This is a genomic window from Rhizobium glycinendophyticum, from assembly GCF_006443685.1.
Taxonomy (GTDB): Bacteria; Pseudomonadota; Alphaproteobacteria; order Rhizobiales; family Rhizobiaceae; genus Allorhizobium; species Allorhizobium glycinendophyticum.
In genome coordinates this window covers 1639327-1654009 of sequence record NZ_VFYP01000001.1, presented here as the reverse complement: position 1 = coordinate 1654009, position 14683 = coordinate 1639327, and the positions used below count along the sequence as shown (strand labels likewise).

At 61.6% G+C, this 14683-nt stretch carries 11 protein-coding genes; 7 read left to right on the top strand and 4 right to left on the bottom strand.

Features of this window, described 5'->3' with window-relative positions:
• Window positions 1-103: 103 nt before the first annotated feature.
• Window positions 104-2557, bottom strand: coding sequence for a penicillin-binding protein 1A (locus FJQ55_RS08040; RefSeq protein WP_140827096.1), 2454 nt, complete (start codon window positions 2555-2557; stop codon window positions 104-106).
• Window positions 2558-2794: 237 nt separating this feature from the next.
• Window positions 2795-4018, bottom strand: a complete 1224-nt coding sequence (locus tag FJQ55_RS08035) for an N-acetylmuramoyl-L-alanine amidase (protein WP_140827095.1) — start codon at window positions 4016-4018, stop codon at window positions 2795-2797.
• A gap of 722 nt (window positions 4019-4740) precedes the next feature.
• Here FJQ55_RS08035 and FJQ55_RS08030 point away from each other — a divergent pair.
• Entirely contained in the window at window positions 4741-7632 is a 2892-nt protein-coding gene (locus FJQ55_RS08030; RefSeq protein ID WP_140827094.1) for an Rne/Rng family ribonuclease, read from the top strand.
• Between the two features lie 131 nt (window positions 7633-7763).
• Here FJQ55_RS08030 and FJQ55_RS08025 read toward each other — a convergent pair whose 3' ends face one another.
• Complete coding sequence (locus tag FJQ55_RS08025; RefSeq protein ID WP_140827093.1) at window positions 7764-8321, bottom strand: GNAT family N-acetyltransferase; 558 nt, start codon at window positions 8319-8321, stop codon at window positions 7764-7766.
• A 121-nt stretch (window positions 8322-8442) separates the two neighbouring features.
• Window positions 8443-9600, bottom strand: a complete 1158-nt coding sequence (locus FJQ55_RS08020) for a pyridoxal phosphate-dependent aminotransferase (protein ID WP_140827092.1) — start codon at window positions 9598-9600, stop codon at window positions 8443-8445.
• Window positions 9601-9788: 188 nt separating this feature from the next.
• Here FJQ55_RS08020 and FJQ55_RS08015 point away from each other — a divergent pair, with 188 nt between their 5' ends.
• From FJQ55_RS08015 to FJQ55_RS07990, 6 genes are all read left to right on the top strand, one after another.
• Window positions 9789-10550, top strand: a complete 762-nt coding sequence (locus FJQ55_RS08015; RefSeq protein ID WP_140827091.1) for a DsbA family protein — start codon at window positions 9789-9791, stop codon at window positions 10548-10550.
• Window positions 10551-10687: 137 nt separating this feature from the next.
• A complete protein-coding gene (aroQ, locus tag FJQ55_RS08010; RefSeq protein ID WP_140827090.1) occupies window positions 10688-11128 on the top strand; it encodes a type II 3-dehydroquinate dehydratase in 441 nt (146 codons plus the stop codon).
• Window positions 11129-11150: 22 nt separating this feature from the next.
• Complete coding sequence (gene accB, locus FJQ55_RS08005) at window positions 11151-11633, top strand: acetyl-CoA carboxylase biotin carboxyl carrier protein (RefSeq protein WP_140827089.1); 483 nt, start codon at window positions 11151-11153, stop codon at window positions 11631-11633.
• Window positions 11634-11637: 4 nt separating this feature from the next.
• Window positions 11638-12990 carry an acetyl-CoA carboxylase biotin carboxylase subunit gene (gene accC, locus FJQ55_RS08000; protein ID WP_140827088.1) on the top strand — a complete coding sequence of 451 codons (1353 nt, stop codon included), beginning with the start codon at window positions 11638-11640 and terminating at the stop codon, window positions 12988-12990.
• Between the two features lie 5 nt (window positions 12991-12995).
• Window positions 12996-13610, top strand: coding sequence for a leucyl/phenylalanyl-tRNA--protein transferase (gene aat / locus FJQ55_RS07995; RefSeq protein WP_140827087.1), 615 nt, complete (start codon window positions 12996-12998; stop codon window positions 13608-13610).
• A gap of 90 nt (window positions 13611-13700) precedes the next feature.
• Window positions 13701-14678, top strand: coding sequence for a trypsin-like peptidase domain-containing protein (locus FJQ55_RS07990; protein ID WP_140827086.1), 978 nt, complete (start codon window positions 13701-13703; stop codon window positions 14676-14678).
• Window positions 14679-14683 lie beyond the last annotated feature (5 nt).

Below are 14683 nucleotides of genomic sequence, written 5' to 3'. Positions count from 1 at the left end.
GTACTGCGCCTCGATGAGAGACAGGGCAAAAACTGGCCCCTCGAATAGTTGCGCCGGCCCCTGATGTAAAGGGTCGGCGCGGAGGGACATGGAAGGGGTCAGGTCAGAACAGGCCGCCGGCGCCCGATGTGACGGCCTGGTTCGCCTGGGGCGAGGCCTTGAGGATTTCCTCCGGCGGCGCATAACCATCCATGCCGATGACCGAGAGCGAATCCGCTGGGCCCGTGCCGGGCTTGAAGGCTTCGATGATCGTGTCCGGCTCGCCTTCGAGCGCAAACATGCCAGTGGTGCGGTTGACCGGGATGAAGCTCATGCCGGCCGGCACGAAGAACTTGCCCGGCGGCGTATTGGCCGTGGCGACCTTCATGAAATCGTTGAAGATCGGAGCCGCCAAGGCGCCGCCCGTCGAGCCGCGGCCGAGGGGCGCGGGATTGTCGAAGCCGATATAGACGCCGGCGACGAGATCGGGTGTATAACCGACGAACCAGGCGTCCTTCTCGTCGTTCGACGTGCCTGTCTTGCCGGCCACCGGACGGTCGAGCTTGATCTTGCCTGCGGCCGTGCCGCGGGTGACGACACCTTCCATCATCGAGGTGATCTGGTAGGCGGTCATCGGATCGAGGACCTGCTCGCGGTTGTCGACGACGGTGGGTTCTTCCTGCCCATTGAACTCTTCGGCATTGCAGCCTTCGCAGATGCGGTCCTCGTGGCGGAAGATGGTCTTGCCGTGGCGATCCTGGATGCGGTCGATCAGCGTCGGCTTGATCTGCTTGCCGCCATTGGCGAAGACTGCATAGGCCGAAACCATGCGCAGCACCGTGGTTTCACCAGAGCCGAGCGACATGGCGAGCACCGGGTTCATCTTGTCATAGACGCCGAAGCGCTCGGCATATTCGGCAACCAGGTTCATGCCCATGTCGTTGGCCAGGCGAACCGTCATCAGGTTTCGCGACTTCTCGATGCCCATGCGCAAGGTCTGCGGACCGGCCGAACCACCGCCATAGTTTTGCGGGCGCCAGACCTGGCCGCCGGAGACGAATTCGATCGGCGCATCGAGAATGACCGAAGCCGGAGTGTAGCCGGTGTCGAGAGCGGCCGCGTAGACGAAGGGCTTGAACGAGGACCCCGGCTGGCGCATGGCCTGGGTGGCGCGGTTGAACTCAGACTGCGAGTAGGAGAAGCCACCGGTGATGGCGAGCACGCGGCCCGTATGCGGATCCATGGCGACGAGACCACCCTGGACCTTCGGGAGCTGGCGCAGGCGATAGGAATTGCCGTTCGGCTCGAGCGCCTCGACATAAACGACATCACCCGGCGACAGAACGCCCTGCGGCGACTTCGCCGACTTGCGATCGCCGGTGGCAGAGCGGTAGGCCCATTCCATATTGTCAGGCTCGATGCGGCCACGGGTACGCTCCGCCGCGACCTTGCCGCCACCTTCCTTGGAGGGCTGCAGACCGATGTCGACGCCATCGGATGACACGTCGAGAACAACTGCGAGCTTCCACTCGGGAACGTCGGCCAGGGTCGGGATCTCGGCGAGCGGCACGCCCCAGTCGGGCGTGAGCGGGATCTGCTTTATCGGCCCCCGGAAACCGCGACGCTGGTCATAGGTCAAGAGCGTCGACTGCAGCGCCTTGCGGGCTGCGATCTGCATGTCGGGATCAAGCGAAGTGCGGACAGACAGGCCGCCTTCATAAAGGGCCTTGTCGCCGTATTTCTCGATGATCTGGCGACGGACCTCCTCGGAGAAATAGTCCGAGGCGAAGAGATAGGAGCCGGTGCGGCGGATCTTGACGCCGAGTGGCTGTTGCTTCGCGCTCTCCCCCTCTTCCTTGGTGACAAAGCCGTTCTCGACCATGCGGTCGATGACCCAGTTGCGACGTTCGAGGGCGGCGGCTTCACGACGGAAGGGATGGTAGTTGTTCGGGCCTTTGGGAAGGGCTGCGAGATAGGCGGTTTCGGCGACGGTCAGTTCCGTGACCGACTTGTCGAAATAGGTGAGCGCTGCGCCGGCGATGCCGTAGGCATTCATGCCGAAGAAGATCTCGTTCAGATAGAGTTCGAGGATCTTGTCCTTGGAATAGGTCTGCTCGATGCGGAAGGAGAGGATCGCTTCCTTGATCTTGCGGTCCATGGTCTGGTCAGCGCTGAGCAGGAAGTTCTTCGCGACCTGCTGGGTGATGGTCGAGGCGCCTACGGGGCGGCGGCCGGAGCCGAAGTTCTGCAGGTTGACCAGAATGGCGCGGCCGAGACCATAGATGTCGACGCCGGGGTGGTTGTAGAAATTCTTGTCTTCGGCCGAAAGAAAAGCCGCCTTGACGCGATCCGGAATGGCCTGGATCGGCAGGAAAAGGCGGCGCTCGCGAGCATATTCGGCCATCAGCGCGCCGTTGCCGGCATGGATGCGGGTGGTGACGGGCGGGGCGTAGCTCGCCAGGACCTCGTAGTTCGGTAGATCCTTGGTCATCCCGTTCAGATAGACGGCCACGACAACAGCGAGGCCGAGCGCCAGCACGGACGCCAATCCGAAGAGATATCCAATCAGTCTGATCATGTTCCGCTACCGGCTATGGCTTCAGGGTTAGCGCGCCGCGAAAAGCTTCGCACACCCCGTGGCGTTTTGCACGTCATGCAATGCTTGGCAAGACATGCGAGGCACTCGCACGGTCAAAGCGATTCGAGGCGCGTGGACCGTGAGACACGAGCCTTCGAGTAACTGGCACAATGTGAGGAAAATAGGGCCGGGTCACGGATCCCCCTCCGGGCTCAACAGCTTACACGCCAGTGTGACCTATCCGCCATTGGCGACGAGCGGCGCCCGGTAACGCCTGATGGCCTCGACCAGCAGATCTGCGACCTTCTCGCGCCAGGCAGGATCGAGCAAGAGTTGTTCGTCGTCCTTGTTCGACAGGAAACCGAGTTCCAGCAGGATGGAGGGCATGTCGGGCGCTTGCAGCACGCGAAAGCCGGCATGGCGGTGGGGATTGTTGATCAGCGAGATCTGCCCTTCGAAGGAGCCAACAACGGCCTGGGCGAGCGAGATCGAGAAGGCCTGGGTCTCGCGGCGGGTCAGATCGAGCAGGATGTCGTTGACCTCGGCACTCTCGGCCGGCATTTCGACGCCACCCAGCGTGTCAGAGAAGTTTTCCCGCTCAGCAAGCTGGGCCGCCATATGGTCAGAGGCCTTGTCGGAGATTGTGTAGACGGTCGCACCGCGGATGTCGCTCTGGCGTAGAGTGTCGGCATGCAGCGAAATCAGGAGCTGCGCGCCCTTCTGACGAGCCACGACAACGCGCTCAGACAGGGAGAGGAAGCGATCGGTATCGCGGGTGAGAACTGTGCGGATACCGGGCTCGCTGCCGAGCTTGTCGTGCAGCACCTTCGCGAAGGCCAGCGTTATGTCCTTCTCCGCAGTCTTGCTCGTGGCACCGGTCGCGCCGGTGTCGATGCCACCGTGGCCGGCGTCAATGGCGATGACGAATTCGGAGGCCTCCGAAGCGACGCGGAGTTGGGCGGGGTCGATCGCTGGTGGCGGGGCTTCGGCGGGCGTCCAGGCCTGGGCGGCGACGAGGGAGGCGAAATCCTGCTGTGGCACCAGCTCCGCGTCGAGGACCAGACGATATCCCTTGCCGTCTTCATTCTCCACCGCTTCCGCCGTGACCAGACGAGCCGGCCGAGCAGCGGTCAGAACAAGGCGGGCGGAGGCGTCATCCATGGAGCCGTAGCGGATGTCGCTGAACAGGCCCGTCGGGGCAAGTGTCTCTGCGGCAAAGCCGAAGGCAGTCGCTGGCAGGTCAACGACAATGCGGTCGGGGCTTGCGATATAGCGGATCTCGAATTCCGGCTTCTGGTCGAAATCGATGACGATACGGGTACGGGCATCGTCACCGGCAATGCGTGCGGAATAGGCGAGCAGCTTTTCGCCGGGCGCTTCCGTTGCAGATGCGAAGGCGGACCCCTGCCCTGCCAGGACCAGCGACACGAGGCAGAGGATCGCCAGGACGATTCGGGCCATCGGGGCGGCTCGTTTGCCGTCGGCGTACAAAAATTCGCTGTTCAAAACCCGTCCCCATCGCGCGGAACAATCGTTTGTGATCGATGTCACATTCACGCCCCTTGCGCCGTTTCATCCGCTTGCATGCCGCCCGCGCCGTCTCCATGACCAAATCGTGACGGAAAATCACGTCTTGTGACCTCGTTTCCGACTGAATCACCGCGATTGAAGCAACTGCTCTAATCGACTGCCAATATGGCATAAATCCGTTTGCTCTTGCTATTGTGACGGAGAAAACATACAAGGCAAACGAGGGATAAAAGTGCAAACGGGATAGAGTTTCCGCCACGGCTGCCAACCTCAAACACTGGATTTGGCGCCTGTTCAGCCGGAACGTTCATCTGCCGTCTCGGCACTTTTTACCTGAAACTGGTTCAACATGCCGGCTTGGCCGGCCCATCAACGGTGGCTCTCCACCAACGCTCTTGACCGAGCATTCATCGGGTCCCGAGGGATCCATATCATTGTCGTTGACGTACGGTTTTTGATGTCTTTGCAACAGGTTGACATGACCACGAACGGACCGGGATCTGAAGATTTCCCGAGGACCGTGCGGATGTTGCAAATCTGGTCCTCCGTGCGTCCACATCTATATCCGGCGCACAGTCCGCTAGGTTCCAGCCGCTTCTTTGTACAGCGCGCGGGTGGACCACCGACCGAGGGCGCCGAGGAGCACAGCTTAAATGGCAGACAAAATGCTGATCGACGCGTCTCACGAGGAAGAGACGCGCGTAGTCGTTGTTCGCGGTAACCGTATTGAAGAATTCGACTTCGAGTCCCAACACAAGAAGCAAATTCGCGGTAATATCTATCTCGCGAAGGTAACGAGGGTCGAGCCCTCGCTGCAGGCCGCCTTCGTCGATTACGGCGGCAACCGCCACGGCTTCCTGGCCTTCGCCGAAATCCACCCCGATTACTACCAGATCCCGCTCGCCGACCGTCAGGCGCTGCTGCGCGCCGAAGCGGAAGAGCACCGCAAGGAAAACGACGTCGAAGGCGATGAAGTCTTCAACGATCCCGCCCATCAAGACCAGCCGGATATCGGCATCGTAGCCCAGGCTGCGGCAACGTCCGAAGAAAACGAGGCGGCTGCCGAGCCGGCCGCAGCCGAAGCCGAGGCAGTTGAAGCCGAAGCGACGTCCGTTGCCGAAGACGAAGTTGCGCCGAAGGCAAAGCCGAAGCGGGTTCGCAAGCCGCGCGCCAAGAAGGCCGCCGCTGGCGAAGAAACAACTTCGGAAGACGCTTCCGACGACGACGCATCCGGCGGCACGATCGCCGCCATGGTCGACATGGACGAAATTTCCGAAGACGCCGGCGGTCGCCGTGGTCGCAATGACGACGACGATGACGACGACGACCATGTCGAGGAAAAGGAAGAGATCGAATCCGTCGGCGCCGAAGACGCCATGGAAGAGGTTCCGGACCGTGTCGTGCGCAAGCCGCGCAAGCAGTACCGCATCCAGGAAGTGATCAAGCGCCGGCAGATCCTGCTCGTGCAGGTCGCCAAGGAAGAACGCGGCAACAAGGGTGCCGCTCTCACCACCTATCTGTCGCTCGCCGGCCGCTACTCGGTTCTGATGCCGAACACGGCGCGTGGCGGCGGCATTTCCCGCAAGATCACCCAGCCGACCGACCGCAAGCGGTTGAAGGAAATCGCTCGTGGTCTCGAAGTGCCGCAGGGCATGGGCGTGATCCTGCGCACGGCCGGTGCCAACCGCACCAAGGTCGAGATCAAGCGCGACTTCGAATATCTGATGCGTCTGTGGGAAAACGTGCGCACGCTGACGCTCGCTTCGACTGCGCCGTGCCTGGTTTACGAAGAAGGCTCGCTGATCAAGCGCTCGATCCGCGACCTCTACAACAAGGACATTTCCGAGATCATCGTCTCGGGTGAAGAAGGCTATCGCGAAGCCAAAGACTTCATGAAGATGCTGATGCCGAGCCATGCCAAGGTGGTTCAGCCCTATCGCGACCTGCATCCGATCTTCGCGCGCTCGGGTATCGAAGCCCAGCTCGACAAGATGCTGCAACCGCAGGTGACGCTGAAGTCCGGTGGTTACATCATCATTAACCAGACGGAAGCTCTGGTGTCGATCGACGTCAACTCCGGCCGTTCGACCCGCGAATATTCGATCGAGGACACGGCCCTCCAGACGAACCTGGAAGCTGCCGAAGAAGTGGCGCGCCAACTGCGCCTGCGCGACCTTGCCGGCCTCATTGTCATCGACTTCATCGACATGGAAGAAAAGCGCAACAACCGCGCTGTCGAGAAGAAGCTGAAGGATTGCCTGAAGAACGACCGCGCGCGCATCCAGGTCGGCCGAATCTCGCATTTCGGCCTGCTCGAAATGTCGCGCCAGCGCATTCGTGCCTCGGTGCTGGAATCAACGACTCAGGTCTGCCCGCACTGCGCAGGCACGGGCCTCATCCGCTCGCAGTCTTCCGTTGCCCTGCATGTTCTGCGCGGCATCGAGGAATTCCTGCTGAAGAGCACCACGCACGACATCACCGTGCACACGACACCCGAGACTGCACTTTACCTGCTCAACCAGAAGCGCGACACGATTGTCGATTACGAGGGGCGCTTCGGCGTGTCGATCGTGATCGATGGCGGAATGCCGGCCCAGCATGGCGGCTCGCAGCACTTCACGATCGAGCGTGGCGAAGCAGTCGAAAACCCGGTTAAGATCGAAAGCCTGCTGTCGCTTCTGCCGGAGATCGAAGAAGAAGACGATTATGTGCCGGAGCCTGAGGACGAGGACGAGGAGGATGACGTCATCGTCTCCGCCGAGCCCGCCGCCCGTGCACCATCCGCTCCTGCGGCCGCTTCCAGCGACGAACAGGGCAACCGCAAGCGCAAGCGTCGCCGTCGCCGTCGCGGCAAGAATGGCCAGAACGGCAATGGTAGCATCGAAGGCCAGGCTGCCGGGGAGAATGGCAGCGATGCCGATGACGAGGATGGCGACGAGGGCGAAGACGATGCCATCGAGACCAATGGCGATGCACGCGTGGATGCCGATGGCGACACCCTTGGCGAAGACGGCCAGAAGCGCAAGCGCCGCCGTCGCGGCAAGCGTGGCGGCCGCCGCAACCGTCCGGGCGAGGAAGGCTCGATCGAGGGCAATGGCGAGGAAGGCGACGAGAACGACGCTGACAGCGACGACGAGACGGCCGCAGAGGCTGCCGACGAGCGTGTCGTCGAAGTGACGCCGGTCATGGCTGCCGTCGAGGAAGAGGCTGCCGTCGTTGCCGAGACGCCGAAGCCGCGGCGGACCCGCAAGGCCAAGGCCGTCGCCGAGCCTGTCGAACCCGTGGTGACCGAGGCGGTTGCGCCAACGCCTGCTGCTGAGCCTGTTGTCGTGGCCGAACCGGTTGCTGCGGCAGAGCCGGTCGCTGAAACGCCTGCTGTGGCGGAAGCGCCTGTTCTTGTTGACGAAAAGCCGATCCGCGCCAATCGCGAATCCAACGTCACGGTCTCCGAGCCAGTGGTCACCTCGGCCAAGGCGACCGAAGAGACGCCTGACGCCTCCAAGCCCAAGAAGGGCGGATGGTGGCAGAAGCGCGGCTTCTTCTGAGAACCGCCTGCAGATCCTAAATGTCAAAGGCCCCGCTCGCGGGGCCTTTTTGCATCGTTTCGACCGTCGACGGCAGGCAAACTGCTCCGGGGGGATCGCTTCGCATGTCTGCCGGATATCCGCCTCGCGGATCAGGCGGGTTGCCGCAGCCGCGTCATCACCTGGGTCGGCTTGTCCATGAAGGTGGCGAGATGAGCCGGCTGATAACCCAGTTTCGCCGCGACCCGCATCGAGCCCTGATGGTCGGGATCGAAGATGCAGACGGTCTTCGGGTCGGTGAAGTTGCGGTCGGCCCAGTCGAGGGCCGCCGTCATCACTTCCGTCGCGATGCCCTTGCCATGCACCTCCGGCGCCAGTACCCAGCCTGCTTCGGGAGCGTCTCCAAGCGTCGGCTCGATCTCGCGCTTGTAATCGGCAAAACCGACCTCGCCGATGAAGCGGCCTGTGTCGCGATCCTCGATGGCCCAGTAGCCGAAACCGAGCGCCTGCCAATGGCCGATATAGCGCAGGAGGCGGCTCCAGGTTTCGGTCGCGCTCGAAGGCCGGCCGAGGATGAAACGGGTGACGATCTCATCGCGCCACATCGCCACCATAGCGTCGAAATCCGAGATACGATGGCCGCGCATCCGGGTGCGGGCGGTGAGGATTTCGGGTGCAGCGCCCGGTTGGGTAGAAGACTGCGTGGTCATAGCGGTGCCTGCCTTTCAGCCCGTCGCGTGTTCACAGGCTGATTCAAGGCCTTGTGAGAATGAGTCAGAAAACGCCGCCAAGCCGCTGGCGCAGAATCCACTTTGCGAATTGCCGAAATACCTATGAAAGCCACTTTGCCAGCCGCTCCGTCGCCTCGATCATCTCCTGCATCGTGCCCGCATAAGAGAGGCGCAGCGCCAGATGGCCGTCGAGCGGATCGAAATCGCGGCCGGGGGTGACGGCGACGTCGGTCTCAGCAAGGATGCGCCTGGCAAAGGCCATGCTGTCATTGGTAAGGCTGCCAGCATCGACATAGGCGTAGAAGGCGCCATCCATCGGCGAGAGCAGCGGCAGGCCGAGTTCCGGCAGGCGCGTCGCCAGGAAATCGCGATTGGCGCGGCAGGCGGCTTTGTAGCTGTCCAGTTCGGCGGTGGCAGAGAGAGCCGCACGTGCTGCGATCTGCGAGAGCTCCGGCGCGGAGATGTAGAGGCTCTGGGTAAGGCATTCGACCGGACGGACCAGTTCTTCGGGCAGGACCATCCAGCCAATGCGCCAGCCGGTCATGCAATAGTATTTCGAGAAGGAATTGATGATGACGGCCTCGTCGCCGATCTCCAGCGCCGTCGCCTCCTCCGCGCCATAGGTCAGGCCGTGATAGATCTCGTCGGAGATCAGCGTGATCCCCTGCCCCTTGCAGTATGCGTAGACATCGGCGAGTTGGGCGCGCGTCGTGACGGTGCCGGTCGGATTGGCGGGGCTGGCGAGCAGCACGCCCTTCAGGCGCACACCGGCCTCCTCTTGCGCCCGCTCGAGACTGTCGGGTGTCAACGTGTAGCCGGTCTCGGCACCGACGGCGACCTCGATCACCCTCAGACCGAGGGCGGAGAGGATGGCGCGGTAGGCGGGGTAGCCGGGGCGCGCGATCGCGACCGCATCGCCCGCGTCAAAGAGCGAGAGGAACGCGAGGTTGAAGCCGGCGGAGGAGCCTGTCGTGACGACGATGCGGTTCCAGTCGATTGCAACGCCGTGGCGACGGCGGTACTCCTCCGCCAACTCCTGTCTCAGCCCCGTCATGCCGAGTGCATCCGTATAGCCGATGCGGCCGCCTTCCAGCGCGACACGCGCCGCAGCCAAAGCCGCCTGAGGCGCGGGATGACCGGGTTGGCCGACGGCCATGGAAATGACCGGCCGCCCCTCTGCCCTGCGGCGGGTGGCCTCTGCCAGGATATCCATGGCGTGAAAGGGTTCGACGGCACTGCGTCTTGAAATCGAGATCAAGAATTCGGCTCCTGAATGCGGACTGCCAGACATTTGCCGCAAAGCGCGTGGCATCACAATGGAGGCTTGGGACAAGTGCGGGCAAAAAATGCGATTTCCCTTGCCAGCGCTGGCCGTTAGGTTAGGCATTCGAGCCATGCCGACCTGCCGGCATCAGCGAATTTGCAGAAACGAGGACGAGAGACGCCATGGGCCTGAACTTCAAGACGATCGCCGCGACAGCCGTTGCTCTGCTGCCGGCCCTGATGCCGCTGCCGGCGGGCGCGCTCGACGACGCGCAGAAGAAGGAAATGGGCGCGTTCATCAAGGAATATCTGCTCGAAAATCCGGAGATCATGCTCGAGGTGCAGGACGCGCTGCAGAAGAAGCAGGAGGCGGCGCGCATCGAGCAATCGGCGGCCGCCGTCTCGACCAATAAGGACACGATCTTCCAGTCCGGCCATGATCTCGCGATCGGCAATCCCAAGGGTGACGTCACCGTCGTAGAGTTCTTCGACTACAATTGCGGCTATTGCCGTCGCGCCCATCCCGACATGGAAGCGGTGCTCGAGAAGGACAAGAACATCCGCTACGTGCTGAAGGAATTCCCGATCCTCGGACCGGATTCGCTGGCCGCCCACAAGGTTTCGGACGCGGTGCGCAAGCTCGCGCCCGAGAAATACGGCGACTTCTTCCGCGCCATGATGACCTCAGGGGAACGCGCCGACGAGACGAGCGCGATCGCGATTGCCGGCGGTCTCGGCGTCAAGGAAGACGCGATCCGCGCGAAGATGGCAGAGAGCCCGAACGAGGCGTCCGTACAGGAAACCTATGCACTCGCCACCAGCCTCGGCATCACCGGCACGCCATCCTACGTCATTGGCAACGAGATGGTGCCAGGCGCCGTCGGCTCCGACGCGATCGAAGAGAAGGTCGGCAATGTCCGTTCCTGCGGCAAGGCGAGTTGCTGAGATCGGACCTTTCGGCCGCCCTTCGACGTAACCTTATCCCCGATTTCCGGGGATGGGGCGCCGCGATCCGGCCTAAGGGCTTTCCCTGCAGGGGCTCTCGGTCTATAGGAGGCGGTTGAAAGTCGACGGAAGCGTAGATGAGCAAAACCATTTTCGTGCTGAACGGCCCCAATCTCAACATGCTGGGCAAGCGGGAACCGGGGATTTATGGCGGCAAGACGCTCGCCGATATCGAGGCGGACTGCAAGGCCGCCGGTGCCGAACTCGGCCTGACCATCGACTTCCGCCAGTCCAACCACGAGGGTGACCTCGTGAGCTGGCTGCACGAGGCCGGCGAAAAGGCGGTTGGCGTGGCGATCAATGCCGGAGCCTATACCCATACCTCCATCGCGCTTCATGATGCGATCAAGGCCGTATCGCCGATTCCGGTGATCGAGGTGCATATCTCGAACGTGCATGCACGAGAAGAATTCCGCCACAAATCGGTGATAGCGCCCGCGGCGAAGGGCGTGATCTGCGGTTTTGGTCCTCATAGCTACATCCTGGCGCTCCAGGCGCTGAAAACCATCACGCAATAACAAGAATACAGGACATCCATCCATGGCTGACAAGAAAACGGGTATCGATCAGGCGCTGATCCGCGATCTCGCAAACATCCTCAACGACACGGATCTGACCGAGATCGAAGTGGAGCAGGATGACCTGCGCATCCGCGTTTCGCGCAACGGCACGCCTGTCATGATGCCGCAGCAGATGCAGGGCTATGCCTACCAGGCACCGGCCGCCCCGGCACCTGCCGCAGCCCCTACTGCCGTCGCAGCACCGGCCGCGCCTGCTGGTCGCGACCTCTCGAAGGCCGTGACCGCGCCGATGGTCGGCACCGTCTATCTGTCGCCGGCTCCCGGCGCCCGGCCGTTCGTCGAGGTCGGCGCGACGGTCAAGGAAGGCCAGACGCTGCTGATCATCGAAGCCATGAAGACGATGAACCAGATCCCCTCGCCCAAGTCCGGCAAGGTCGTCGAGATCGTTATCGATGATGCAAGCCCGGTCGAATACGGCGAGCCTCTGGTCATCATCGAGTAAGCCGATGAGCAATATCTCGAAGATCCTCATTGCCAACCGCGGCGAAATCGCGCTGCGCGTGCTGCGCGCCTGCAAGGAACTCGGCATTGCGACCGTCGCCGTTCATTCGACGGCTGACGCTGATGCCATGCATGTGCGGCTCGCCGACGAAAGCGTGTGCATTGGCCCGCCGCCGTCGCGCGACAGCTATCTCAACATCCACCAGATCGTGGCTGCCTGCGAGATCACCGGCGCCGACGCCGTGCATCCGGGCTACGGCTTCCTGTCGGAGAACGCCAAGTTCGCCGATATCCTCGACGCCCATGGCATCACCTTCATCGGGCCGACGGCGGAGCATATCCGCCTGATGGGCGACAAGATCACGGCGAAGAAGACCGCCGTCGAACTCGGCATCCCGGTCGTTCCGGGTTCGGACGGCGAAGTTTTGCCGGAAAACGCGCTGAAGATCGCCCGCGAGATCGGTTTCCCCGTTCTCATCAAGGCGACCGCCGGCGGCGGTGGTCGCGGCATGAAAGTGGCCAAGACCGAGGCCGAGCTGGAAGAAGCCGTTTCCACGGCGCGCTCCGAGGCGCTCGCCGCATTCGGTAACGACGCGGTCTATATGGAAAAATATCTCGGCAAGCCGCGCCATATCGAGGTGCAGGTGGTCGGTGACGGTGCGGGCAATGCCATCCATCTCGGCGAACGCGACTGCTCGCTTCAGCGCCGCCACCAGAAGGTCTGGGAAGAGGCGAATTCCCCTGCCCTCAACGTCGAGCAGCGGATGAAGATCGGTTCGATCTGCGCCGAAGCGATGAAGAAGATGAAGTACCGCGGCGCCGGCACGATCGAATTCCTCTACGAAAACGGCGAGTTCTATTTCATCGAAATGAACACCCGCCTGCAGGTGGAGCATCCGATCACCGAAGCCATTACCGGCATCGACCTCGTGCACGAGCAGATCCGCGTCGCCTCGGGTGCCGGCCTCTCGGTCACCCAAGACCAGATCGTCTTTTCCGGCCATGCCATCGAATGCCGCATCAATGCCGAGGACCCGCGCACCTTCGTGCCGTCGCCCGGCACGATCACGCATTTCCATGCACCGGGTGGTCTCGGCGTTCGCGTCGACTCGGGCGTCTATGCCGGCTACAAGATCCCGCCTTACTATGACAGCCTGATCGGCAAGCTGATCGTGCATGGACGCACCCGCGTCGAATGCATGATGCGTCTGCGCCGCGTTCTCGACGAATTCGTCGTCGACGGCATCAAGACGACGCTGCCGCTCTTCCAGGATCTCGTGTCCAACCAGGACATCGCCAACGGCGACTACGACATCCACTGGCTGGAAAAATACCTGGCCGAAACCTCGGCCACGTAAAGACCATGGCTGGGCGACGCAGCAGGGACCAAAGCATCACGCCGGAACTCCTGCTGCGCGCCTATTCCATCGGGATGTTCCCGATGTCGGAATCGGCCGACGACCCCGAACTCTTCTGGGTCGAACCCGAACTTCGCGGGATCATCCCGCTTGACGGTTTCCACGTCTCGAGAAGCCTGCAAAAAGCCATCCGCAAAGCCCCCTTCGACATCCGCTTCGACACCGCCTTCGACCGGGTGGTGGAAAAATGCGCGGAAGCGGCCGACGACCGGCCGAGCACCTGGATCAATCAGCAGATCAAAGATCTCTACGGCGCGCTGCACCGCCTCGGCCACGCCCACAGCGTCGAAGCCTGGGAGGGCGAGGAACTGGTGGGTGGCCTCTACGGGGTGTCGCTCGGCTCGGCGTTTTTCGGCGAGAGCATGTTTTCCCGGCGCACGAATGCGTCGAAGATCTGTCTCGTCTATCTCGTGGAGCGATTGAGGGAGCGCGGCTTTACGCTCCTGGACACGCAGTTCACCACCGAGCATCTGAAGACGTTTGGGGCGGTGGATATTCCGAAGGCAGAGTATGGGGTGTTGCTGGACAGGGCGATGGAGAGTGAGACGCTTAGGTTTTGAGGGGGGGGCGCAGCAGTTCTGCATGGTCGCTTCTTAAGCAATACAAGCTTACTCTGCTTCGCCGAATGACAATCACGGGACTGTTAAGCCATGATACCAAACGATCCATTGGGACGAAAATGGCTGGATGTTTCCTCTGAGAATCAACATCTCGTTCGCCAATTCCGCCCGGTACTTGTTTCCTTCTTAGGCTTCGACCTAAACAAGAACCCAAAACTCATGGGAACCGGCTTCATAATTGCGGGCAGTACAGACTTCTACGTAGTCGCCACTGCGCGACACGTCATCGATGGGCTTCAGCACTTCCAAAGGCCATCCAGACACGCTCCGTCTGCCGTGCCCGGTTTCTTTGTCCAGCCAAAAGTATCGATTGATCCACGCCACCTAAAGGTCTTGCAAGCAGATCACGGCAGGACGCAACTCACGGATGTTGCTTACGTAACCTACTCTGAGAACTTGGATATCGCGCTGTGTCTAATCGTCCCACAGAAAAATGAAGACTGCCCCGTCCCCTATGCAGTCCCTTTAGATTTCAGCGTACCTTCAGTTGGCGATGTCGTTCACCTCGTCTCATGCGGCGCAATGGATGTCTCTGAGACATCGCCACCTCTCGAGCCAGATGGATTCGGGCAGATGCTTCGCGTTGAACGTTCGGTTCCTATAAGAATAGGTGTTGTGACTGCCGTTCATGAGGAAGGGTACAACCAGTATCGGTTCCCGTGTTTCTCAACGTCCATCCCTGCCGAACACGGAATGAGTGGAGGCTTTGTTTATAGGCCAAGAGACGGGGAAATGGTAGCAGCGTGCGGAATAATTTCCGCCGATCTCGACCTTACGCATTTGCCGCGAACTGCTTTCGACAGCCACGAAGAGTCAATAATCTCATGCGTGTGGCCGCTGCTTGGATTCAGCCTTCCGAGCGGCATCCTCCCTGATGGAACTGTATCGAACGAACTGCTTTACAATCTGATCAAAGCAGGGAGCATCCCAGCCTACGATAATGGCGTCGATCTCGTAAAAGTCGCAGCTGCTGACGGCGATAGCGTCCGTCTTTGGTTCACGAATTGAGCCGC

What these genes read in the sequence shown, in the direction of transcription:
- FJQ55_RS08040 (WP_140827096.1), bottom strand. Translation starts at nt 2,557, where the DNA reads ATGATCAGACTGATTGGATATCTCTTCGGATTGGCGTCCGTGCTGGCG.
- FJQ55_RS08035 (WP_140827095.1), bottom strand. Translation starts at nt 4,018, where the DNA reads ATGGCCCGAATCGTCCTGGCGATCCTCTGCCTCGTGTCGCTGGTCCTG.
- FJQ55_RS08030 (WP_140827094.1), top strand. Translation starts at nt 4,741, where the DNA reads ATGGCAGACAAAATGCTGATCGACGCGTCTCACGAGGAAGAGACGCGC.
- FJQ55_RS08025 (WP_140827093.1), bottom strand. Translation starts at nt 8,321, where the DNA reads ATGACCACGCAGTCTTCTACCCAACCGGGCGCTGCACCCGAAATCCTC.
- FJQ55_RS08015 (WP_140827091.1), top strand. Translation starts at nt 9,789, where the DNA reads ATGGGCCTGAACTTCAAGACGATCGCCGCGACAGCCGTTGCTCTGCTG.
- aroQ (WP_140827090.1), top strand. Translation starts at nt 10,688, where the DNA reads ATGAGCAAAACCATTTTCGTGCTGAACGGCCCCAATCTCAACATGCTG.
- accB (WP_140827089.1), top strand. Translation starts at nt 11,151, where the DNA reads ATGGCTGACAAGAAAACGGGTATCGATCAGGCGCTGATCCGCGATCTC.
- accC (WP_140827088.1), top strand. Translation starts at nt 11,638, where the DNA reads ATGAGCAATATCTCGAAGATCCTCATTGCCAACCGCGGCGAAATCGCG.
- aat (WP_140827087.1), top strand. Translation starts at nt 12,996, where the DNA reads ATGGCTGGGCGACGCAGCAGGGACCAAAGCATCACGCCGGAACTCCTG.
- FJQ55_RS07990 (WP_140827086.1), top strand. Translation starts at nt 13,701, where the DNA reads ATGATACCAAACGATCCATTGGGACGAAAATGGCTGGATGTTTCCTCT.